This window comes from Pseudomonas sp. ICMP 460, from assembly GCF_002723595.1.
Lineage (GTDB): Bacteria > Pseudomonadota > Gammaproteobacteria > Pseudomonadales > Pseudomonadaceae > Aquipseudomonas > Aquipseudomonas kitaguniensis.
The window spans coordinates 21,564-42,552 of sequence record NZ_LKBR01000001.1; the positions used below are offsets into that span (position 1 = coordinate 21,564).

The 20,989-nt window shown below is 60.8% G+C and carries 17 protein-coding genes; 5 read left to right on the top strand and 12 right to left on the bottom strand.

The features are described from left to right. Positions 1-23 precede the first annotated feature (23 nt). The 9 genes from AO240_RS00125 to AO240_RS00165 all read right to left on the bottom strand — a co-directional run bounded on the left by AO240_RS00125 (position 24) and on the right by AO240_RS00165 (position 11,304). A complete protein-coding gene (locus AO240_RS00125; protein ID WP_099234688.1) occupies positions 24-842 on the bottom strand; it encodes a phosphoglycolate phosphatase in 819 nt (272 codons plus the stop codon). Beyond that, positions 839-1,513 (bottom strand): ribulose-phosphate 3-epimerase, encoded by a 675-nt coding sequence (rpe, locus tag AO240_RS00130; protein ID WP_099234689.1) that lies wholly within the window; start codon positions 1,511-1,513, stop codon positions 839-841. Before rpe ends, AO240_RS00125 begins: the two co-directional genes overlap by 4 nt. Positions 1,514-1,596: 83 nt before the next feature. Then, positions 1,597-2,745, bottom strand: coding sequence for an iron-containing alcohol dehydrogenase (locus tag AO240_RS00135; protein WP_099234690.1), 1,149 nt, complete (start codon positions 2,743-2,745; stop codon positions 1,597-1,599). A gap of 1,228 nt (positions 2,746-3,973) precedes the next feature. After that, positions 3,974-4,798: an ABC transporter permease gene (locus AO240_RS00140; RefSeq protein WP_099234691.1), complete on the bottom strand. Its 825-nt coding sequence runs from the start codon at positions 4,796-4,798 to the stop codon at positions 3,974-3,976. 11 nt (positions 4,799-4,809) lie between these two features. Then, positions 4,810-6,042 carry an ABC transporter permease gene (locus AO240_RS00145; RefSeq protein WP_099234692.1) on the bottom strand — a complete coding sequence of 411 codons (1,233 nt, stop codon included), beginning with the start codon at positions 6,040-6,042 and terminating at the stop codon, positions 4,810-4,812. 197 nt (positions 6,043-6,239) lie between these two features. Then, a complete protein-coding gene (locus AO240_RS00150; RefSeq protein ID WP_099234693.1) occupies positions 6,240-7,280 on the bottom strand; it encodes an ABC transporter substrate-binding protein in 1,041 nt (346 codons plus the stop codon). Between the two features lie 43 nt (positions 7,281-7,323). Then, positions 7,324-8,436, bottom strand: a complete 1,113-nt coding sequence (locus AO240_RS00155; protein ID WP_099234694.1) for an ABC transporter ATP-binding protein — start codon at positions 8,434-8,436, stop codon at positions 7,324-7,326. A gap of 225 nt (positions 8,437-8,661) precedes the next feature. Next, on the bottom strand, positions 8,662-9,291 hold the full coding sequence (locus AO240_RS00160; protein ID WP_099234695.1) for a response regulator transcription factor: 630 nt from the start codon (positions 9,289-9,291) through the stop codon (positions 8,662-8,664). 18 nt (positions 9,292-9,309) lie between these two features. Next, the gene (locus tag AO240_RS00165) at positions 9,310-11,304 is read right to left on the bottom strand and encodes a histidine kinase (RefSeq protein ID WP_099234696.1); all 1,995 of its coding nucleotides are present in this window, start codon (positions 11,302-11,304) and stop codon (positions 9,310-9,312) included. 77 nt (positions 11,305-11,381) lie between these two features. Here AO240_RS00165 and AO240_RS00170 point away from each other — a divergent pair, with 77 nt between their 5' ends. Then, positions 11,382-12,356 (top strand): alpha/beta hydrolase family protein, encoded by a 975-nt coding sequence (locus AO240_RS00170; protein WP_099234697.1) that lies wholly within the window; start codon positions 11,382-11,384, stop codon positions 12,354-12,356. Between the two features lie 62 nt (positions 12,357-12,418). On the opposite strand, the gene AO240_RS00175 is transcribed toward AO240_RS00170, so the two are convergent. Genes AO240_RS00175 through AO240_RS00185 form a run of 3 tightly spaced genes read right to left on the bottom strand, consistent with a single transcriptional unit; the run spans position 12,419 to position 14,884 of the window. Beyond that, the gene (locus tag AO240_RS00175) at positions 12,419-13,186 is read right to left on the bottom strand and encodes a TerB family tellurite resistance protein (protein WP_099234698.1); all 768 of its coding nucleotides are present in this window, start codon (positions 13,184-13,186) and stop codon (positions 12,419-12,421) included. A 1-nt stretch (position 13,187) separates the two neighbouring features. Next, positions 13,188-13,862, bottom strand: coding sequence for an N-acetylmuramate alpha-1-phosphate uridylyltransferase MurU (gene murU, locus AO240_RS00180; protein ID WP_099234699.1), 675 nt, complete (start codon positions 13,860-13,862; stop codon positions 13,188-13,190). Beyond that, the gene (locus tag AO240_RS00185; protein ID WP_099234700.1) at positions 13,859-14,884 is read right to left on the bottom strand and encodes an aminoglycoside phosphotransferase family protein; all 1,026 of its coding nucleotides are present in this window, start codon (positions 14,882-14,884) and stop codon (positions 13,859-13,861) included. Before AO240_RS00185 ends, murU begins: the two co-directional genes overlap by 4 nt. A 130-nt stretch (positions 14,885-15,014) precedes the next feature. On the opposite strand from AO240_RS00185, the gene AO240_RS00190 reads away from it, so the two are divergent. Genes AO240_RS00190 through rsmA form a run of 4 tightly spaced genes read left to right on the top strand, consistent with a single transcriptional unit; the run spans position 15,015 to position 20,944 of the window. Next, a complete protein-coding gene (locus AO240_RS00190; protein ID WP_099234701.1) occupies positions 15,015-17,834 on the top strand; it encodes an LPS-assembly protein LptD in 2,820 nt (939 codons plus the stop codon). After that, entirely contained in the window at positions 17,815-19,149 is a 1,335-nt protein-coding gene (locus tag AO240_RS00195) for a peptidylprolyl isomerase (RefSeq protein ID WP_099234702.1), read from the top strand. Before AO240_RS00190 ends, AO240_RS00195 begins: the two co-directional genes overlap by 20 nt. Continuing rightward, positions 19,146-20,135: a 4-hydroxythreonine-4-phosphate dehydrogenase PdxA gene (gene pdxA, locus AO240_RS00200; RefSeq protein ID WP_099234703.1), complete on the top strand. Its 990-nt coding sequence runs from the start codon at positions 19,146-19,148 to the stop codon at positions 20,133-20,135. The genes AO240_RS00195 and pdxA overlap by 4 nt, the downstream gene beginning before the upstream one ends. Next, positions 20,132-20,944, top strand: a complete 813-nt coding sequence (gene rsmA / locus AO240_RS00205) for a 16S rRNA (adenine(1518)-N(6)/adenine(1519)-N(6))-dimethyltransferase RsmA (RefSeq protein ID WP_058415266.1) — start codon at positions 20,132-20,134, stop codon at positions 20,942-20,944. Before pdxA ends, rsmA begins: the two co-directional genes overlap by 4 nt. The last annotated feature ends 45 nt before the right edge of the window (positions 20,945-20,989 follow it).

The following is a 20,989-nucleotide window of genomic DNA, read 5'->3' on the forward strand; positions in this document are numbered from 1 at the left end:
TGCCGCAGCGCGGCCAGGCTCGGTCAGGCGCGCCAACGCCAGCGGGCCAGGGCCTTGATGACTTTCATCCAGAGTTTGCGAGTGACCACCACGATGGGATTTCCAGAAGGGGTTGAGTCGGTATCGGGCAACGTTATCTCAGCGCCCGCTCCCAAGCAACCGGGGATTAACAACCGCAGATCATCAATCACCAGTGCCGGCGATTCTTCGGCAATCGGCCGGCCATGGTTATAGCCGTAGCTCAGCGCCACACACTGCACGCCCGCAGCTTTTGCGGCGAGTACATCGCTGCGCGAATCACCGACAAACAACGACTGTGAGGCCGGAATATTGGCCATTTTCATCACGAAAAACAGCGCCGCCGGGTCGGGCTTCTTCTGCGGCAAGGTATCGCCACCGATGATCCAGCGAAAATACCGGCCAATTTTCATCTGGTCCAACAGCGGCGCAACAAAACGCTCTGGCTTGTTGGTGATCAAGGCCATTTCCACGCCTTGCTTGTGCAGCCACTTGAGGGTGTCGCGCACGCCGGGGTACACCACCGTCAGCTCGTGGCTGCTTTCATACGCCGCATTGAATAACGTCAGCGCGTGCTCGGCCTCGACCTCGTCCACCCCTTCGGCATTGATGTGGTTGGCCAACGCGCGGCGCACCAGCATCTGCACGCCGTTGCCGACCCAGTCGCGTACCGACTCGACCCCGGCCGGCTTGCGCCCCAGCTTGAGCAGCATCTCGTCCACGGCTGCGGCCAGGTCTGGCACCGAGTCGATCAACGTACCGTCCAGATCGAACATCACCAGCCGTGGCAGTTTGCCGGGGAACAACTGCTCGAAGCCGCTCATGGACGCGCCAGCGCCAGTTCGGCTCGCATCGTGTCGATGACTTGCTGGTAGTCCGGCGCATTGAAAATCGCCGAACCCGCGACGAACGTGTCGGCACCGGCAGCAGCGATTTCGCGGATGTTATTGACGTTGACCCCACCGTCGATTTCCAGGCGGATGTCACGCCCCGAGGCATCGATCAGCGCACGCGCCTGGCGCAGCTTGTCGAGGGTGCCGGGGATGAACTTCTGCCCGCCGAAACCCGGGTTGACGCTCATCAGCAAGACCATGTCGACCTTGTCCATCACGTACTCAAGCACGCTCAGCGGCGTGGCCGGGTTAAATACCAGGCCCGCCTTGCAGCCGCCTTCGCGGATCAGTTGCAGGGTGCGGTCAACGTGCAGCGAGGCTTCCGGGTGGAAGGTGATGTAGGTCGCGCCGGCGTCAACGAAGTCGCCGATGATGCGGTCTACCGGGCTGACCATCAGGTGCGCATCGATCGGCGCGGTGATGCCGTACTTGCGCAGCGCCGCGCAAACCATCGGGCCGATGGTCAGGTTGGGCACGTAGTGGTTGTCCATGACATCGAAGTGCACGAAGTCGGCACCGGCGGCCAACACCTTGTCCACTTCTTCACCGAGGCGGGCGAAATCGGCGGAGAGAATCGATGGAGCGATAACGAAGGGCTGCATGACGCACCTTTTTGAGCTAAATCACGATGGCGCGCATTGTATACCTCATGCTTTGCCCTGCGCACCGTGACCTGACTCAACGACTAGTAAGCTGCCCGGTAGATTTTCTCGATATCCGCCGCGCTGAGCTTGCGCGGGTTGTTGCGCATCAGCCGCTCGATGCCCGCCGCTTCCGTGGCCATGGCCGCGATAGCATCCTCGGGAACCCCGAAGGTGCGCAGGCCCGCCGGGATCTCGACCGCGGCGCAGAGTCGCGTCATCGCCTCTACGGCCTGGTCGGCGGCATCGTTAACACTCAAACCCGTTACGTTTACGCCCATGGCTTGGGCAATGTCGCGCATGCGCTCGACACAGGCCAGCTTGTTCCAGTGCATCACGTAGGGCAGCAACAAGGCATTACTCACGCCGTGGGCGATATTGAAGCGCCCGCCCAACGGGTACGCCAACGCATGCACCGCGCCCACGCCGGCATTGCCGAACGCCATACCGGCCATCAGGCTGGCGGTGGCCATGTCATCGCGCGCCTGCAGGTTGGCCGGGTTGGCGTAGGCCTTGGGCAGCGCGTTGGCGATCAGCTTGACCGCGCCGATGGCCAGCGCGTCGGTGATCGGCGAGGCGTTCAGCGACAGGTAAGATTCGATCGCGTGCACCAGCGCATCCACGCCACTGGCAGCGGTAACGCTGCGCGGGCAAGTGAGGGTCATTTGTGGACTGATCAGCGCCACATCCGGCAGCAAGTAGTCGCTGACGATGCCTTTTTTCAGCTGCGCGACCTTGTCGGAGAGGATCGCCACATTGGTCACTTCCGAGCCTGTACCGGCAGTGGTCGGGATAGCGATCAGCGGCGGGCCTTTACGCGGCACTTGATCGACGCCAAACAAGTCCGCCAGTGCGCCGTGGTAACCGGCATAGGCCGCGACACTCTTGGCAATGTCGATAGCACTGCCGCCGCCCAGGCCGATCAGGCCGTCATGCCCGCCCTCGCGGTACACGCGCATGCAGTCTTCGACGATGGCGATTTCCGGGTCAGGCAGCACGCGGTCGAAAATCTCGTAGGCGCGATCGCCCAAGTGCGCCAGCGCCAGCGCAACCGTGCCGGATTTGACCAGCGCGGCATCGGTGACGATCAGCGGGTTATCTACATCCAGGCGCGTGAGTTCGGCAGCCAATTGCTCAATGGCACCCGCGCCGGTCAGCAGTTTGTGGGCGATCTTGAATGAGGAAGTACTCATGTGCGCGGCCTCTTATTAATAGATGGGCTGGCATTGAGAGTAGCTGACTGAAAAGCGTTGTCTTCCATTCAGCAGCTGAATGGTCATTACCCGGCCAGCACAAAACCAGTGGGAGGGGGCTTGCTCCCGATAGCATTTTGTCAGTTGATAAATAAGTCGCTGACACTCCGCCATCGGGAGCAAGCCCCCTCCCACATGTTGACCTCTGCCGGGCTTCAGACCTGAGCGGTGGGGCAGCACAGTAATGGTGACCTCAGGCTCAACACAAAACCACTTTGGGAGGGGGCTTGCTCCCGATAGCATTTTGTCAGTTGATAAATAAGTCGGCCGGCAATCCGCCATCGGGAGCAAGCCCCCTCCCACATGTTGACCTCTGCCAGGCTCCAGACCTGAGCGGTGGGTCAGCAACAGTAGTGGTGACTTCAGGCCCCATACAAAACCACTGTGGGAGGGGGCTTGCTCCCGATAGCATTTTGTCAGTCGATAAATAAGTCGGCTGACACTCCGCCATCGGGAGCAAGCCCCCTCCCACATATTGACCTCTGCCGGGCTTTAGACCTGAGCGGTGGGGCAGCAACAGTAATAGTGACCTCAGGCCCAACACAAAACCACTGTGGGAGGGGGCTTGCTCCCGATAGCATTTTGTCAGTTGATAAATAAGTCGGCCGGCAATCCGCCATCGGGAGCAAGCCCCCTCCCACATATTGACCTCTGCCAGGCTCCAGACCTGAGCGGTGGGTTAGCAACAGTAATGGTGACCTCAGGCCCAACACAAAACCAATGTGGGAGGGGGCTTGCTCCCGATAGCATTTTGTCAGTTGATAAATAAGTCGGCCGGCAATCCGCCATCGGGAGCAAGCCCCCTCCCACATGTTGATGGCTGCTGGGCTTTAGACCTGGGCGGTGGGTCAGCAACAGTAATAGTGACCTCAGGCCCAACACAAAACCACTGTGGGAGGGGGCTTGCTCCCGATAGCATTTTGTCAGTTGATAAATAAGTCGGCTGGCACTCCGCCATCGGGAGCAAGCCCCCTCCCACATGTTGATGGCTGCTGGGCTTTAGACCTGGGCGGTGGGTCAGCAACAGTAATGGTGACTTCAGGGCCAACACAAAACCACTGTGGGAGGGGGCTTGCTCCCGATAGCATTCTGTCAGTTGATAAATAAGTCGGCCGGCAATCCGCCATCGGGAGCAAGCCCCTTCCCACATGTTGACCTCTGCAGGGCTTTAGACCTGGGCGGTGCGCAGTTTTTCGCTGCGCCCACGCAGCCATTCCAGGGTCAGCAACAGCAGTACCGAAAACGCGATCAGCAAGGTCGCAGCGGCGGCAATCGTCGGGCTGAGGTTTTCGCGGATACCGCTGAACATCTGGCGCGGCAAGGTCGCTTGCTCGGGGCCGGCGAGGAACAGCGTCACCACCACCTCATCAAACGAGGTGGCAAAGGCAAACAGCGCCCCGGAAATCACGCCCGGCGCGATCAATGGCAAGGTCACCCGACGAAACGCAGTCAATGGCGATGCGCCAAGACTGGCCGCCGCCCGCACCAGGTTGTGATTGAAGCCCTGCAACGTCGCCGACACGGTGATGATCACAAACGGCACGCCCAGCACCGCATGCACCACGATCAGCGAGAAGAAGCTGTTGCCCAGGCCCAACGGCGCAAAGAACAGGTAACTGGCCACGCCGATGATCACCACCGGCACCACCATCGGCGAAATAACCAGGGCCATCACCAGCGCCTTACCGCGAAAATTCCCACGGGTCAGGCCAATCGCCGCCAAGGTGCCGAACACCATGGCCAGCACCGTGGCCGCTGGCGCCACAATAATGCTGTTCTTCAGCGCACGCATCCATTCGGCCGAGCCGAAGAAATCCTCATACCAATGCAGCGAGAAACCTTGCAGCGGGTACACAAGGAAACTGCCGCTGTTGAATGACAACGGGATGATCACCAGCACGGGCAATATCAGGAACAGCAGGATCAAGCCGCAGAGAATCCGCAAGCTGTAGAACCACAGGCGTTCCACCGGTGACAGATAAGGGCTCAGCATCGCAAGGTTCCTCAGCTCAGGCGCAGGCGACTGGCGCCCACCAGCCGGTTATAGATCAGGTACAGCACCACGGTCGCCAGCAGCAGCAAGCCGCCCAAAGCGGTGGCCATGCCCCAGTTAATGCTGGTGTTGGTGTAAAACGCCACGAAGTAGCTCACCATCTGGTCGTTGGGGCTGCCCAGCAGCGCCGGGGTGATGTAGTAACCAATCGCCAAAATGAACACCAGCAGGCAACCGGCGCCGACACCCGCGTAGGTTTGCGGGAAGTACACGCGCCAGAAGCTGGCGAATGGGTGGCAGCCCAGCGAAATCGCCGCGCGCATATAGGTCGGCGAGATGCCTTTCATCACGCTGTAGATCGGCAGAATCATGAACGGCAGCAAAATGTGCACCATTGAGATGTACACCCCGGTGCGGTTGAACACCAACTCCAGCGGCTTGTCGATCAGGCCCATGCCCATCAGGGCGCTGTTGATCAAGCCACCCGACTGCAGCAACACGATCCACGCCGCCACCCGCACCAGAATCGAAGTCCAGAACGGCAGCAACACCAGAATCATCAGCAAGTTACTTTTGCGCGCCGGCAGGTTGGCCAGCAGGTACGCGAGAGGATAGGCCAGCAACAGGCAGATGGCCGTGATTACCAGGCCCATCCAGAAGGTCCGCGCGAAGATGTCCAGATAGATCGCTTGGTCAGGGGTGGCCGGGGCCACTTCGCCAAGGTCATCGATACGGTGATCGACGGCCGCCAGCAAGTAGTAAGGCGTAAGGTTGCTGGTGTTACGCCGGATAGCCTGCCAGTACGCCGGGTCGCCCCAGCGTTCATCAAGGCTTTCCAGCGCTTCTTTATAAGAGCCCGGCGCTTGGGCAAACGGCAGCGCCCGCGCTGTTTTGGTCAGCAGGCTGCGATAGCCGGCCAATTCCATGTTCAAACGTTTCGACAGATCGCCCAAGGTCTGGTTTTTACGCGCTTCGCCCAAGTCTTCGCTCAGCGCCTGGTACACCGGCTCACCCGGCAGGCCGCGCCCATCCCACGTCTTGACCGCCACCACGGTGCGCGGCAAACCGCCCACCACTTCCGGGTTGCCGACGCTTTTGTAGAGCAGCGCTACAATCGGCACCAGAAACACCAGCAGCAAAAACAGCACCAGCGGCGCAATCAAGGCTTGGGCCTTCCAGCGATTAAGCCGCTCGGCACGCGCCAGGCGCTGCTTGAGGGTGGGGCTGGGAATGGCGATAACCATGGCAAACTCCGGAACGTGAAAATGAAAGCACTCTGCCCAACACAGCGGATCTCATGTGGCTGCGGGCTTGTGTGGGAGCGGGCTTGCTCGCGAAGGCGATGTGACAGTCAACAAATGAAGAGACTGACCCACCGCATTCGCGAGCAAGCCCGCTCCCACACTTACCGGTTCCCACAGGGGTTTAGCGGTGTGGCTGGTTACTTGGCGGCCCAGGAATTGAAACGCTGCTCAAGTTGCTCGCCGTTATCAGCCCAGAAGCTCACGTCGATCTGCACCTGGTTGGCGATGTTTTCCGGCGTGGTCGGCATATCCTTGAGGATGTCCTTGGCCAGCAACGGTACGGCCTGGGTGTTGGCCGGGCCGTAGGCGATGTTTTCCGAGTAGGTCTTCTGCTGCTGCGGCTGCACCGTGAACGCGATGAATTTCTTCGCGGCTTCAGCGCGGTCCTTGGCCAGGCCTTTAGGAATGGCCCACGCGTCGAAGTCGTAGATGCCGCCGTTCCACACCACTTTCAGGTTGCTTTCTTTTTGCACGGCGGCGATCCGGCCGTTATAGGCCGAGCTCATCACTACGTCACCCGAGGCGAGGTATTGCGGCGGTTGTGCGCCGGCTTCCCACCATTGGATCGACGGTTTGAGTTCGTCGAGCTTCTTGAATGCGCGGTCCTGGCCGTCTTTGCCGGCCAGCACTTTGTACACATCCTTGGGCGCCACACCGTCAGCCATCAAGGCGAATTCCAAGGTGTACTTGGCGCCTTTACGCAGGCCGCGCTTGCCCGGGAATTTCTTGGTGTCCCAGAAATCCGCCCAACTGGTCGGCGCGCTGCTCAGCTTGTCGGCGTTGTAGGCCAGCACGGTCGACCACACGAAAAAGCCCACGCCGCACGGCTGGATAGCGCCTTTCACGTAGTCAGCCGAGTTACCGAACAGTTTTGGGTCCAGCGGTTCGAACATGTCTTCGTCGCAACCACGCGACAGCTCCGGCGACTCGACTTCCACCAAGTCCCAGGACACGCTTTTGGTGTCGACCATCGCCTTGACCTTGGCCATTTCACCGTTGTACTCGCCGGCGACGATCTTGCCGTTGCCCGCGCTTTCCCACGGTGCGTAGAAGGCCTTTACCTGCGCCGCCTTGTTCGCGCCACCAAACGACACGACGGTAAGGTCCGGGCCTGCCATGGCCTGTGCCGCGCCCATCACGCCTAAAACCAGGGCTGAATATTTAAGGGATCTCAACATTGTTGTTCTCTCCGATGCAGGGGTGGTGAAGCCATGGGGGCGATTAATTCGCCTCTAGAAGTGGGTCGAGTGCACGCACGTGCTCGACTTGCCAGCCAATCGGTACCACGTCGCCGACCGCCAGTGCTGGGTCCAGCTCGGCAATCGGTTGTTTCACAAAAAAATCGGCCTTGCCGCAGACTTCCAGGCGCACGCGCACGTGGTCGCCCAAGTAGATAAATTCCGCCACGCGCCCGGAAAAACGGTTCACGCAGGCTTCGCTGGCGCTATTGAGGCTGACGCGCTCGGGGCGCACCGACAGGGTCACCGGGCCGCCGAGCTGGCCGACATTCACCGCCAGCGCCTCGACCTTCTCGCCGCGCGCCAACTCGACCACGCAGCGCTCGCCGGTGTGGCTGTGCAGGCGCCCACTGAGGCGATTGTTTTCGCCGATAAAGTTGGCAACAAAGGTGTTTTTCGGTTCTTCGTACAACGTGCGCGGCGCGGCGATTTGCTGGATCTCGCCCTGATGGAACACCGCCACGCGGTCAGACATGGTCAAGGCCTCGCCCTGATCGTGGGTCACGTACACCACGGTCACGCCGAGGCGCTGGTGCAGGTGCTTGATCTCCATCTGCATGTGTTCGCGCAGTTGTTTGTCGAGGGCGCCGAGGGGTTCGTCCATCAGCACCAGTTGCGGTTCGAACACCAGCGCACGCGCCAGCGCCACCCGCTGTTGTTGGCCGCCGGACAATTGCGCCGGGTAGCGCTGGGCGAAGGCGTCGAGCTGCACCATGCTCAGCACGCGTTTGACCCGCTCGCTGATGTCGGTCTTGCTCAAGCCGCGCACCGACAACGGGAAGGCCAGGTTCTCGGCGACGGTCATGTGCGGGAACAAGGCGTAGTTCTGAAACACCATGCCGATGTCACGTTTGTGCGGTGGCACGTTGTTGATGGAGCGCCCGGCCAGCAGGATTTCACCGGCGGTGGGGGTTTCAAAACCTGCGAGCATCATCAGGCTGGTGGTCTTGCCCGAACCCGATGGCCCGAGCAGGGTGAGGAACTCGCCCTTGCGAATCTCCAGGTTGAGGTCTTTGACGATCAGGTTCTCGCCGTCGTAGCTCTTTTGCACGCCACGAAAGCTGACCAGCACATCATTTGAATCCACCTCGCTCATACCCGCACCTTTGTATTTTGGACTGCTGTGGCACAAGCGTAGTCCAGCCGCGAGCCCCCGGAAATCGGGGGCTGGGAGAGAATTGCATCAGCCGGATGGAAGGTTTTGGGTAGGGATTGCCCTACACCGATGGCGGGGATGGAACGGTGCCGCCGCAAGGGTCGAGCTGCAAGCCACAAGAACGGGCTTGGCGGTGTTTTCGCAGTGTCGTTTATAGACAGGTGGTCAGATCAGTTTGTGTTCCATGGCGTACTTCACCAACTCGGCCAGCGAGGTGATATTGAGCTTCTGCATCAGCCGCGCTTTGTGGGTGCTGATGGTCTTGCTGCTCAGCGCCAGTTGCTGGGCGATGTCATTGACGTTGGCGCCTTGAGCCAGGCGCTCGAACACCGAAAACTCACGTTCCGACAGCAGCGAATGCAAGGGTCGGGAATCGGTCAGGCCGACCTCAAAGACCATCCGGTCGGCCAGGTCCGGGTCGATATAACGCCCGCCGGCGGCGACCTTGCGAATCGCCGTGAGCAACAGCGCAGGGTCGCTGTCTTTGGTGGCATACCCTGCCGCACCGACTTTAAGCGCACGCGCGGCCATTTGCGCCTCGTCGTGCATCGACAACACCAAAATAGCCGGCGGGTTGTTCAATGTACGAATGCGCGCGATGGCTTCCAAGCCATTCACGCCCGGCATCGAGATGTCCAGCAACACCACCTCGCACGGCACGTGGCGCAAGGTCTCGAGCAATTGCTCGCCATTACTCGCCTCGCCGACCACCAGCAGGTCTTTGGCCAGGCCGATCAATTGCTTGATGCCTTCACGAACAATGGTGTGGTCTTCGGCTACCAATACGCGAATCACAGGGCGTTCCTCTTAGGGTTATGTATCCAGCGGCACCGTGACACTCAAGGTGGTGCCCTCGCCCAATTCGCTGTCCAGGCTCAGTTGCCCGCCCATGATCAGCACGCGCTCGCGCATGCCGACCAAGCCGAATGACACCGCGCGCCCTTGCGCCTGCACGAAGCCAACGCCGTCGTCGCTGATGGTCAACCGCAGGTGGGCGCCCTCTACCACCAAACTCAGCTCGACAGTATGCGCCTGGGCATGGCGCATCACATTGGTCAGCGCTTCCTGCAGGATACGGAACAGGCCGATCGCCTTGGCATCGCTCAAGGCTGGCAGGTTCTCCGGGACTTGTACCAGGCAAGGGATTTGCGTGCGCGCTTCGAAGCGGCGGGCTTGCCATTCGATAGCCGAGGCGATGCCGGCGTCCAGAATCGGCGGGCGCAACGCGGTCGCCACGTCGCGCACCAGTTGAAACAACTGGGCGATCAGGCGCTTCATGCTGTTCAAGCGCTCGTTCAAGCCGGGGTCGAGTTGCGCATAGGCCAGCTCGCACATCGAGGTTTCCAACTTGAGCACCGTGAGCATCTGCCCAAGTTCATCGTGGACTTCACGGGCGATACGCGCTTTTTCTTCTTCGCGCACGGTTTCGAGGTGGGCGGACAGCTCGCGCAACTGTGCCTCGCTTTGCAGCAGGGCGGCCACGTAGCGGCGACGCTCGGTGACGTCGTTGAGGTAGACCACCAGGTATTCAGCCTCGGCAAACCGCAGAAAGCTCAACGACACATCGACGGGCAGGCGGCTGCCGTCGGCGCGCACGCAATCGGTGGCGAAGTTTTGCGCGCCCTCCTCGCTGGCACGCGCGCGTTTCCACACGTCAAGCCAGCGGTCCATGTTCAACGCCGGGTCAACATCGATCAGCGGCCGCTCGATCAACGCGCCCGGGCGGTAACCCAGCATGGTTTCGGCGGCGAAGTTGGCGTAACGCACGTGGCTGTCCCAGTTGACCCAGAGGATGCCGACCGTACTTTGATCGATGGAAAACTGCGTCAACTGCAAGGCTTCGGCACCGGCTGCGCGCGCTGCACTTTCTTCCCGAGCCGCCAACAAGCTTTGCTCCAGGCCACGTTGCTGGCGACGCTGCCAAGCCACCACTGCGAGGCTGCCGAGCAGGAACATCGCCAACAGCAGGCTGAGGTTTTTCCACACGGCCGCAGACTCCGCCAACCGGGGGGCCTGCGGTTGCAGCCAGCGGTTATGCAACTGGTCGAGGTCGCGCGCGGGTATAGCGCGCAAGGCGCTTTGCATGATGCTTGCCAATGGCGGCCATTCCCGCCGGGTGGCCACGCGCAGCAGTTGCGGCAGGCCGATGTCGCCCACCACCGCCAGCCCGGCGAACTCCGCCTCGCCGGACAAGCGGCTCAGTTGCGCTTCATCCACCACGGCATAACGCGCTTGCTGGCTGACCAGCAATTGCAAGGCCTGGCGTTCCATGGGCACACCTTGCAGGTTCAGGTTGGGATAATTGCTGCGCAAGTAGTCGGCCACGACGCTGGGCATGCGCACGGCGACGCGAGAAACCTCATCGAGTTTCTCCAGCTCCACCGCGCCACCGCCTTCGCGGATACCCACAATGTGCTGGGGCACGCGCATATAAGGGTCGGTAAATAACCACAGGCGCAAGCTGGTCGGGGTCTGCTGCAGGCCGGGGGCGATGTCCACCTCGCCCTCGCGCACGGCGGCTTCCAATTGCTCCTGACTTTGGAAGTTGCGCCACGTCAGCTCGATATTCAGCGCTTTGGCCAGCCACTGCATCAACTCGACATTGGCCCCGGACAAGCGCTGCAAGCGCCGATCGTATTGCGCGTACGGCGCCTGCAATACCACGCCCACGCGCAGTTGCGGGTGCTCGGCCAACCACTCGCGTTGCTGCGCATTGAGCTGTGCCTGCGCGGCGGCGGGCGCTGGCGCGGCACTCGCCATCAGCGCAAAAAGCACACAGCCTATAATCAGCAGGAAGCGAAAACCCATGATCCACGTCTCACATCACTGACAAATACTGACCAACCTATTAGGCTGCTGTAATCACCTCTGGCCGGAATTTAACAATGCCCTATCGAAACCGCTCGGCACTGCCAGCATTGTGCCTGTCGCTGCTATTTACCAGCGTCTTTTCTGTTCAGGCCGCCGACGAACCCGCCTCCACCGCAGAAAAACCGCTGGAACGCCAAGCCCTGCCCGAACGCAGCAAGGAAGAGGCCAACGCCCTTGAACGCATAATTCCCCAGCAACAGCAGCAACAGTTGCAGGCCGGCAGTGATTCGTTCCTGGCCCTGTGGAAACCGGCCAACAGCGCAGAAGCCGAAGGCGTGGTGATTATCGTGCCGGGCGCGGGCGAAAGTGCTGACTGGCCGCAAGCAATCGCGCCGTTGCGCAACAAATTACCGGACGCCAACTGGGGCACCCTCAGCCTGTCGCTGCCGGATGTGAACATGGACACGCTGCCACCACGGGTCATCGAAGCCCCCAAGGCAGCCGTCGACACCAGCAGCAAAGACGGCAGCACGGCCGCCAAACCCATCGAGCAAGCCGCCAGCGCCGAAGCCGAAGGCACCGACCCGGCGGTGGTGCCGGGCGCAGATGAACAGGACAAAACCGACGCCAAGCGGATTTTCGACCGCATCGACGCCGGCGTTGCCTTTGCCCAGACCCAAGGCGCGCGCAGCGTAGTGCTGCTCGGGCATGGCACCGGCGCCTGGTGGGCTGCGCGTTACCTGAGCGAGAAGCAGCCATCTCAGGTGCAGAAGCTGGTGATGGTGGCCGGCAAGACGCCGGTGGCTCGGCAGCCAGACCTGCAAAAACTCGCGCCAACGCTGAAAGTGCCTACGGCGGATGTGTTCTATCAAGACGGCGCGCAAGAGCGTAAGGATGCATTGGCACGTGTTCAGGCGGCCAAGCGTGCGAAGAATGACGGGTATAAACAGGTGTCACTGAAGACACTGCCCGGTAACAGCTCGGCTGAGCAAGAGCAGTTGTACCGGCGAATTCGCGGGTGGCTGAGCCCACAGCCGGCCACCGACTGATTCGGGTCGGGTTGCGCGCGTTTGATCGTTCCCACGCTCTGCGTGGGGACGATCATCCGAGCCTATCGAAAATCGCGGCGCTCGCGAATCAACGCATAAGCATTGTGCAACTCGCGCGTTCGCTCAGTCGCCTCGCGCACCTGAGCAGGCGTAGCGCCACTGCCGGCGATTTTGTCCGGGTGATGCCGGCTGAGCAGTCGGCGATAAGCTCGTTTGATCGCATCAGGCTCAGCCGTCGCCGTCACACCCAACACCCGCAACGCCTCCTGATACGCGCCACCGCGATTAGCCAACGGTTTACGCTCCGGTGCGAAATCCAGCGCCAGCGCCTGCAACTGCTGCGGCGTCCAACCGAGCCACTTTCCCCACAGGTTGATCAAACGGCGCTCCACCTCATCCGCCCTGCCATCCGCCCACGCCATCCGCCAACACGCACGCAAAACGCCTTCCGCAGCATGCGGCTGAGCCTTGAGCACCCGCAGATACGTGCGCATGCCGTCAGAACCCGACTTGCCGCGATTAAACGCATTAATCGCCCGGCGCTGGGCTGACTCGCTCATGTCCAACGAGCGCATTTCTTGCCGCGCCTGCTGAATATGCCCGTCCACCACCCGCCCGTTACTTTTGGCCAGGCGCCCCAACAGCACGAACAGCAATTCATCGTTGCGTAACGCCGGGCGCCCGCCGAGGCGCTCGCGCAACTGCGCCCAACTCTGCAGTTGCAGGCGGCGGTCCAGCGCCTGCCCCAGCAATGCGCCCAACAAGGCCCCCGGAATACTGGCAATGGCATAGCCAGCCCCGGCGCCGATCAGCGTCCCTGGCCACAACATTTTATTGCCCCGCAATCAGCAAGGTTTCGACCTGCGCCAGACGCTCCAGCGTGCCGACATCAATCCAGCGTCCCGTCATGTGCTCCCCCGTTACCAGACCTTTCGCCATCGCCGCGCGCAACAGCGGCGCCAGCTTGAAGGCGCCCGCGCTGCAACCTGCGAACAACTGCGGGTCGAGCACTGAAATGCCACTGAAGGTCAGGTTATCGGCACCGGGCGCCGCATCATGAAGCAACTGCTGATCGAGGTAAAAATCACCGCCTGACGGGTGATGCGCCGGGTTATCCACCATCACCAAGTGGGCCAGGCCCTGAAGAGGCTGGCGCAACCGGGTGAAATCGTAGTCCGTCCAAATATCCCCGTTGACCACCAGGAAGGGTTCGTCGCCCAACAGCGGCAATGCCTGGAAGATCCCGCCGCCGGTTTCCAGCGGCTCGCCTTCGGCTGAATACTGGATGCGCAGGCCATACTGCGCGCCGTCGCCCAGGTAGCTTTCGATCTGCTGCCCAAGCCAGGCATGGTTGATCACAATATCGGTGAACCCCGCCTTGGCCAGTGCTTCCAGGTGATATTCGATCAACCGCTTGCCACCCGCCTGCACCAGCGGCTTGGGCGTGTGCAGCGTCAGCGGGCGCATGCGCTCGCCTTTGCCGGCCGCCAAAATCATGGCCTTCATAGGCCGGCCTCGACCGGTTGGCGCAAACTGGCCAGTAACTCAGCCAACGCGTCCAATTCAGGCCGGTCTGCCAGTACCGCTTCTATATAAGCAAAGAAGCGCGGCACATCCGCCAGGTAGCGCGGCTTGCCGTCACGGTGGCAGATGCGCGCAAAAATGCCGATTACCTTGAGGTGGCGCTGCACGCCCATCAGGTCGCTGGCCCGCAGGAACTCTTCAAAGTCTGCCTGCACGGGAATGCCCAGCGCACCGGCGCGCTGCCAGTAACCGCGCTGCCATTCACGCACGCGGGCGTGGGGCCAACTGAGGAACGCGTCCTTGAACAGGCACGTGATGTCATAAGTAACCGGGCCGTAGACCGCGTCCTGAAAATCCAGTACGCCGGGGTTCGGCTGGCTGATCATCAGGTTGCGCGGCATATAGTCGCGATGCACCAGCACTGTTGGCTGGGCCAGGGCGCTGTCGATCAAGTGATCGCTGGCGCGCTGCCAGAGCGCGTGTTGCTGGGCGTCGAACGTGATGCCCAAGTGCCTTTTAACGTACCACTCCGGAAACAATTCCAGCTCACGGCGCAACAAGGCGACGTCATAACTGGGCAACGGCGCGTCCATCGGCAATTGCTGAAACGCGAGCAACGCGTCGATGGCATCGGCAAACAATTGATCGGCGTTTTTGTCGTCAATTACGTCCAGATAGGTTTTTGTGCCCAGGTCATTCAGCAAAAGAAAGCCGCGCGGCAAATCTTCTGCATAAATTTTTGGAACGTTTATGCCGGATTTCGCGAGTAAATCAGCGATATCGACGAAAGGTTTGCAGTTTTCCTGGGGTGGCGGTGCGTCCATTACGACAAAACCATGCCCACCGCCCTCCCACCGGAAGTAACGCCTGAAACTCGCGTCACTGCTGGCCGCAGTCAATGTGGCCGGGGGTACGGAGCCCCAACCTTGCGCGTTGAAAAGGATCGGCAGCTGCTCATCCAGCCAGACTTTCAGCTGTTGTAAACGTAGATCTTGCTCGGGCATTACAAGGGTCTCCGACGGCGCTAGCCGTCAAGCGGGTCATGCTTTATTATCACGCATCTTTTTCAGACCATCGAGAGGCGTGCGGCCCACACCGCGGGCAGATGGCACGCAGGAAGCCCGGACTAATAAGATGGCATTGAAATCCCCCGCGTTTCGTAGAAAATTTCCGTTGCTGGTAACCGGCAGTCTGCTGGCCATGCAACCTTTCGCCACCTCATTCGTGGTCGCCGCGGAACAGTATGACTGCTCAGTCTCTGCTTCGGGTGCCTGGGATTGTGCGCCGAAAAGCGCCGCAGCCCCATTGCCACCGCGACCGGTGCATGACGGTGCAGCCGTCAGCTCGGCCAACAGCACGGCGCAAGCCGACGCTGGTGGCAGCGCCGACGCCGCACCGAAGACCGCTCTGGTTACCGAGTCCAAGGGCCGTGGCCTGCGTTCGCGCAGCGCCGACTATAGCCACCTGGACTGGGTGCCTCGCGAGAAGCTGACCGCCGCCCAGTTGGCCGAAACCGGTCCTTATTGCTCCGGCGCGTACGTCGAGCCGATGCGTCCCGGCATGAACGACAAGACCAACAAGAGCGATGCGCCGACCTTTATCGGTGCCAAGGCCTCTCGTTACGAGCAGGAACAGCAAGTCGCGACCCTGGCCGGTGACGTCGTCATGCGCCAGGGCAGCATGCAGCTGGAATCTGAAGAGGCGAGCCTGTATCAGGCCGAGAACCGTGGCGAGCTGAACGGCAACGTTCGCTTGCGCGACAACGGTGCGCTGATCGTCGGCGATCATGCCCAGGTACAGCTCGATACCGGCGCGGCCCAGATCGACAACGCTGAATACGTGATGCACAAGTCGCGTATCCGCGGTAACGCGCTGTACGCAAAACGTGCTGAAAACGCGATCATCCGTCTCAAAGACGGTACGTACACCACGTGCGAGCCAGACAGCAACGCCTGGCAACTGCGCGGCAACAACATCACGTTGAACCCCGCCACCGGTTTCGGTACGGCGACCAACGCGACGTTGCGGATCAAGAACATTCCGATCCTGTACACCCCGTACATCTATTTCCCGATCGACGATCGTCGTCAATCCGGCTTCCTGCCGCCGAGCTTCAGCACCGGCAGCGAAAGCGGCTTTACACTCGTCACGCCTTACTACTTCAACCTGGCGCCGAACTACGACGCCACGTTGTACCCGCAATACATGACCAAACGCGGCATGATGATGGAAGGCGAATTCCGCTACCTCACCAAGTCCAGCGAAGGCCAGTTCGGCGGTGCGTACCTGAACGACGACAACGACGAGCGCAACAAGCAGAGCGATTACGAAAGTACCCGCTACATGCTCAATTGGCAGCACCGTGGCGGCTTGGACTCGCGGATATCGACCCAGGTCGATTACACCAAAATCAGCGATCCTTATTACTTCCAGGACCTGAAGTCCTACGAGGAAGGGGTTCAAAACCGCGACTTCCTTAACCAGCAAGGTTCTGTGACGTATCGGGGCGACTCGTATCAAGCCCGCGTTAACCTGCAGGCTTACCAGCTGTCGACGATCTCCCAGATCACGCCTTATGACCGGTTGCCGCAGATCACCTTCAACGGTGCGCTGCCTTACCACCCGGGCGGGCTGAACTTTACCTATGAGACGGAAGCTGTTCGCTTTGACCGTGACCTGGAAACTGGCACGTTTACTAACGAAGACGGTGCTACGTCACCGCGTCTGGACACCAACGTCGCCGGCCTCACGCGTGCAAACGGTACGCGCCTGACCGCCGCCCCGGCCGTCGATTACCCGATGAACTGGACCTACGGTTTTATTACGCCGAAGCTCAAGTACGTCTATACCAAGTACGATCTTGACCTGGATAGCAAAGGCAAGAACGACATTATTGCCGCTCAAGCCGCTGCTCTGCAGCCGGGTGCCTCTCCTTATGCAGGCGGGGTGTTCAAAAGCTCCCAGGACCGCGCAATTCCAGTCGCCAGCGTCGACAGCGGCCTGTACTTCGACCGCAATACCAACTGGTTCGGCAAAGAGTATCGCCAGACCCTGGAGCCACGTGCCTACTATCTCTATGTGCCTAACAAGGACCAAAGCGATATTCCGGTATTCGACACCAGTGAGTACTCGTTCAGCTACGCCTCGCTGTTCCGCGATAACCGCTTCAGCGGCACCGACCGGATCGGCGACGAGAACAAGCTGTCCCTGGGCTTGACCAGCCGCTGGATCGAAGAGAACGGCTTTGAACGTCAGCGCGTTTCCGTGGGCCAGGCGGTGTACTTCAAGAACCGCGAGGTTCAACTGCCGGGCATCCTGGCGGCTGATCGTGCCGACGCACAGTCTGACGTGTCGCCAATCGCCCTGGAATACGAGTTCCGCTTCAACCGCGACTGGCGCGCCACGGCCGACTACAACTGGGACACCGAAGAGCACAGCCCACGTTCGGGCAGCGCGATGTTCCACTACCAGCCGGAAGACAACCCGAACAAGATCATCAACCTCGGCTACCGCTATCGCAACGACCAGGTGGTGTACAACCAGCTGACCGGCAAGTGGCAGTTTGGTGGTGACTACAGCGTGCCATCGGATACCGCGAACTACGTGAAGGATTACTACAAAATCCAGCAACACGACTTCTCGATGATGTGGCCGATCATTCCGCAGTGGAACCTGATCTCCCGCTGGCAGTATGACTATGCCCGCAACCGTACCCTGGAAGCCTTCGGTGGTTTCGAGTACGACAACTGCTGCTGGAAACTGCGCGTCATCAACCGTTACTGGGTTTCCAACGACGAATACAGCCAGATCGCCCCGCTTAACGAAAAGGGTGACCACGGGCTCTTCTTCCAGGTAGTCCTTAAAGGACTCGGCGGCCTGACCGGCGCCAAGGTAGAGAGCTTCCTCGACAAAGGCATTCAAGGTTATCGTGAACGTGAAGATCAAGCTTTCTGATTGCTTGCGCCCACTCGTGCTGGGCGCGCTGTTCCTGGGGACCGCATCGGCACACGCTGCGGTTCAACAGCTGGACAAGGTAGTGGCCATCGTCGATAACGACGTGATCATGCAGAGCCAACTGGACCAACGGGTCAAGGAAGTTCAGCAAACCATCGCCAAACGTGGCGGCGGCGTACCGCCTACCAGCGTCCTGGACCCACAGGTGCTGGAACGCCTGATCGTCGAAAACCTGCAACTGCAGATCGGCGATCGTTCCGGCATCCGTATTTCGGACGAAGAACTGAACCAGGCCGTCGGCACCATCGCTCAACGCAACAACATGAGCATTGACCAGTTCCGTGCTGCACTGGCCCACGACGGTTTGTCCTATGAGGACGCGCGTGACCAGATCCGCCGCGAAATGATCATCAGCCGTGTGCGTCAGCGCCGTGTGGCCGAGCGGGTTCAAGTGTCCGAGCAGGAAGTCAAAAACTTCCTGGCCTCCGACCTTGGCAAGATGCAGCTCTCTGAAGAGCTGCACCTGGCCAACATTCTGATCCCGACCCCGGACAGCGCCAACGCCGAGCAGCTCAATGCCGCCGCCGCAAAAACTCAGGCCGTTTATGACCGCCTGAAAGCCGGTGCTGATTTTGCGCAGACCGCGATTGCCGTATCGGGCAGCGACAACGCCCTGGACGGCGGTGATATGGGCTGGCGTAAAGCTGCCCAATTGCCACCTCCGTTCGACCGTGAGCTGAGCGCCATGCAGCCGGGTGAAATCACCCAGCCAGCACGTACGCCAGGCGGCTTTATTATCCTCAAGTTGCTGGAAAAACGCGGCGGCGAGACCTCACTGAGAGACGAAGTGCATGTTCGTCACATTCTGGTCAAACCAAGCGAAATCCGTACCGAGGCGCAAACCAGGGAACTGGCCCAGAAGATCTATGACCGCATAGAGGCGGGTGAAGACTTCGCCACCCTGGCCAAGAGCTTCTCGGAAGACCCGGGCTCGGCCCTTAACGGCGGCGACCTGAACTGGATCGACCCGAAAGCACTGGTACCGGAGTTCCAGGACGTCATGGCCAAAACGCCGCAAGGTGTGCTGTCCAAGCCGTTCAAAACTCAATATGGCTGGCACGTACTGGAAGTGCTGGGTCGCCGCGCGACCGACAACACCAACCAGGCCCGCGAGCAACAAGCACTGACCGTTTTGCGTAACCGCAAGTACGACGAAGAGCTGCAAACCTGGTTGCGTCAGATCCGTGACGAAGCCTATGTAGAAAACAAGCTGCCAGGCGCCGAACAAACAGGCACCGACCAGGCAACTCAGTGAAACCACAGCGTTTCGCGGTAACACCCGGCGAGCCGGCCGGCATTGGTCCAGACCTTTGCCTGCTGCTCGCCTCGCAACCCCAGCCACACCCTCTGATTGCCATTACCAGCCGTGACCTGCTCCTTGAGCGGGCCGCGCAACTGGGCGTGGCCGTCACGCTGCTGGACGCGGCGCCAGGCAACTGGCCCGACCAGCCCGCACCGGCGGGCAGCCTGTATGTGTGGCACACCCCACTGCAAGCCAACGTGGTTGCCGGCCAGCTGAACAAGGCCAATGCGGCATTTGTGCTGGAAACCCTGACGCGTGCCGGCCAAGGCTGCCTCGACGGCGACTTCGCCGGCATGATCACCGCGCCCGTGCACAAGGGTGTGATCAATGAATCCGGCATCGCCTTTTCGGGCCATACCGAGTTCCTTGCAGAGCTGACCCACACCGCCCAAGTGGTGATGATGCTGGCCACACGCGGCTTGCGCGTGGCCTTGGTCACCACGCACCTGCCGCTGCGTGACATCGCCGATGCCATCACCGCCGAGCGCATTGAACGCGTTACTCGCATTCTGTACACCGACCTGCAACAGAAATTCGGCATTGCCCAACCACGCATCCTGGTCTGTGGGCTCAACCCGCATGCCGGTGAAGGCGGCCACTTGGGCCATGAAGAAATCGACATCATTGAACCGACATTAGAGCGTCTGCGCCAAGAAGGCATGGACCTGCGCGGCCCACTGCCAGCGGACACTCTGTTTACCCCCAAATATCTGGAGCACTGCGACGCAGTGCTGGCGATGTACCATGACCAGGGGCTGCCCGTGCTGAAATACAAAGGCTTCGGCGCCGCAGTCAACGTGACACTGGGCCTGCCGATCATCCGCACCTCCGTCGACCATGGCACTGCCCTGGACCTGGCAGGCAGCGGCAGGATCGATACCGGCAGCCTGCACGTGGCCCTGGAAACCGCCTATCAGATGGCCGAGACCCGACTATGACCGAGCATTACCAACACCGGGCGCGCAAGCGCTTCGGGCAAAACTTCCTGCACGACGCTGGCGTAATCGACCGCATCCTGCGCTCCATCCACGCCAAATCTTCCGACCGCTTGCTGGAAATCGGCCCAGGCCAGGGTGCACTGACCAAAGGCCTGCTGAACAGCGGTGGCCAGCTGGACGTAGTTGAGTTGGACAAGGACCTGATCCCGATCCTCAATCAGCAATTCGCCGGCATGCCCAACTTCAACTTGCACCAGGGCGATGCACTGAAGTTCGACTTCACCAGCCTTGATGCAGCCCCCAACAGCCTGCGAGTGGTCGGCAACCTGCCGTACAACATCTCTACGCCGCTGATTTTTCACCTGCTGAACAACGCAGGCCTCATCCGCGACATGCACTTCATGCTGCAAAAAGAGGTGGTTGAGCGCTTGGCCGCAGGCCCAGGTGGCGGCGATTGGGGTCGCCTGTCGATCATGGTTCAGTACCACTGCCGCGTGGAACACTTGTTCAACGTCGGCCCCGGCGCGTTTAACCCGCCGCCGAAGGTTGATTCGGCCATCGTGCGCCTGGTGCCACACGCTGTGCTGCCGCACCCGGCCAAAGATCACAAGCTGCTGGAGCGCGTGGTACGTGAAGCGTTCAACCAGCGCCGCAAAACCTTGCGCAACACGCTGAAGAACCTGCTCAGCAACGACGAAATCCAGGCGGCCGGCGTTGATGGCAGCCTGCGCCCCGAGCAACTGGACCTGGCAGCGTTCGTGCGCCTGGCCGACCAGTTGGCCATACAGCCTGCGCCCGCTGCGGACTAAAGCGTGCGTTAGCGGGCTTGCTCGCGATGCGTCAGCCAATGCGCG

Coding starts and splice junctions, on each gene's coding strand:
- AO240_RS00145 (WP_099234692.1), bottom strand. CDS start 6,042: ATGGTTATCGCCATTCCCAGCCCCACCCTCAAGCAGCGCCTGGCGCGT.
- AO240_RS00150 (WP_099234693.1), bottom strand. CDS start 7,280: ATGTTGAGATCCCTTAAATATTCAGCCCTGGTTTTAGGCGTGATGGGC.
- AO240_RS00135 (WP_099234690.1), bottom strand. CDS start 2,745: ATGAGTACTTCCTCATTCAAGATCGCCCACAAACTGCTGACCGGCGCG.
- AO240_RS00190 (WP_099234701.1), top strand. CDS start 15,015: ATGGCATTGAAATCCCCCGCGTTTCGTAGAAAATTTCCGTTGCTGGTA.
- AO240_RS00165 (WP_099234696.1), bottom strand. CDS start 11,304: ATGGGTTTTCGCTTCCTGCTGATTATAGGCTGTGTGCTTTTTGCGCTG.
- AO240_RS00175 (WP_099234698.1), bottom strand. CDS start 13,186: ATGTTGTGGCCAGGGACGCTGATCGGCGCCGGGGCTGGCTATGCCATT.
- AO240_RS00140 (WP_099234691.1), bottom strand. CDS start 4,798: ATGCTGAGCCCTTATCTGTCACCGGTGGAACGCCTGTGGTTCTACAGC.
- murU (WP_099234699.1), bottom strand. CDS start 13,862: ATGAAGGCCATGATTTTGGCGGCCGGCAAAGGCGAGCGCATGCGCCCG.
- AO240_RS00155 (WP_099234694.1), bottom strand. CDS start 8,436: ATGAGCGAGGTGGATTCAAATGATGTGCTGGTCAGCTTTCGTGGCGTG.
- rpe (WP_099234689.1), bottom strand. CDS start 1,513: ATGCAGCCCTTCGTTATCGCTCCATCGATTCTCTCCGCCGATTTCGCC.
- AO240_RS00170 (WP_099234697.1), top strand. CDS start 11,382: ATGCCCTATCGAAACCGCTCGGCACTGCCAGCATTGTGCCTGTCGCTG.
- AO240_RS00185 (WP_099234700.1), bottom strand. CDS start 14,884: ATGCCCGAGCAAGATCTACGTTTACAACAGCTGAAAGTCTGGCTGGAT.
- AO240_RS00125 (WP_099234688.1), bottom strand. CDS start 842: ATGAGCGGCTTCGAGCAGTTGTTCCCCGGCAAACTGCCACGGCTGGTG.
- rsmA (WP_058415266.1), top strand. CDS start 20,132: ATGACCGAGCATTACCAACACCGGGCGCGCAAGCGCTTCGGGCAAAAC.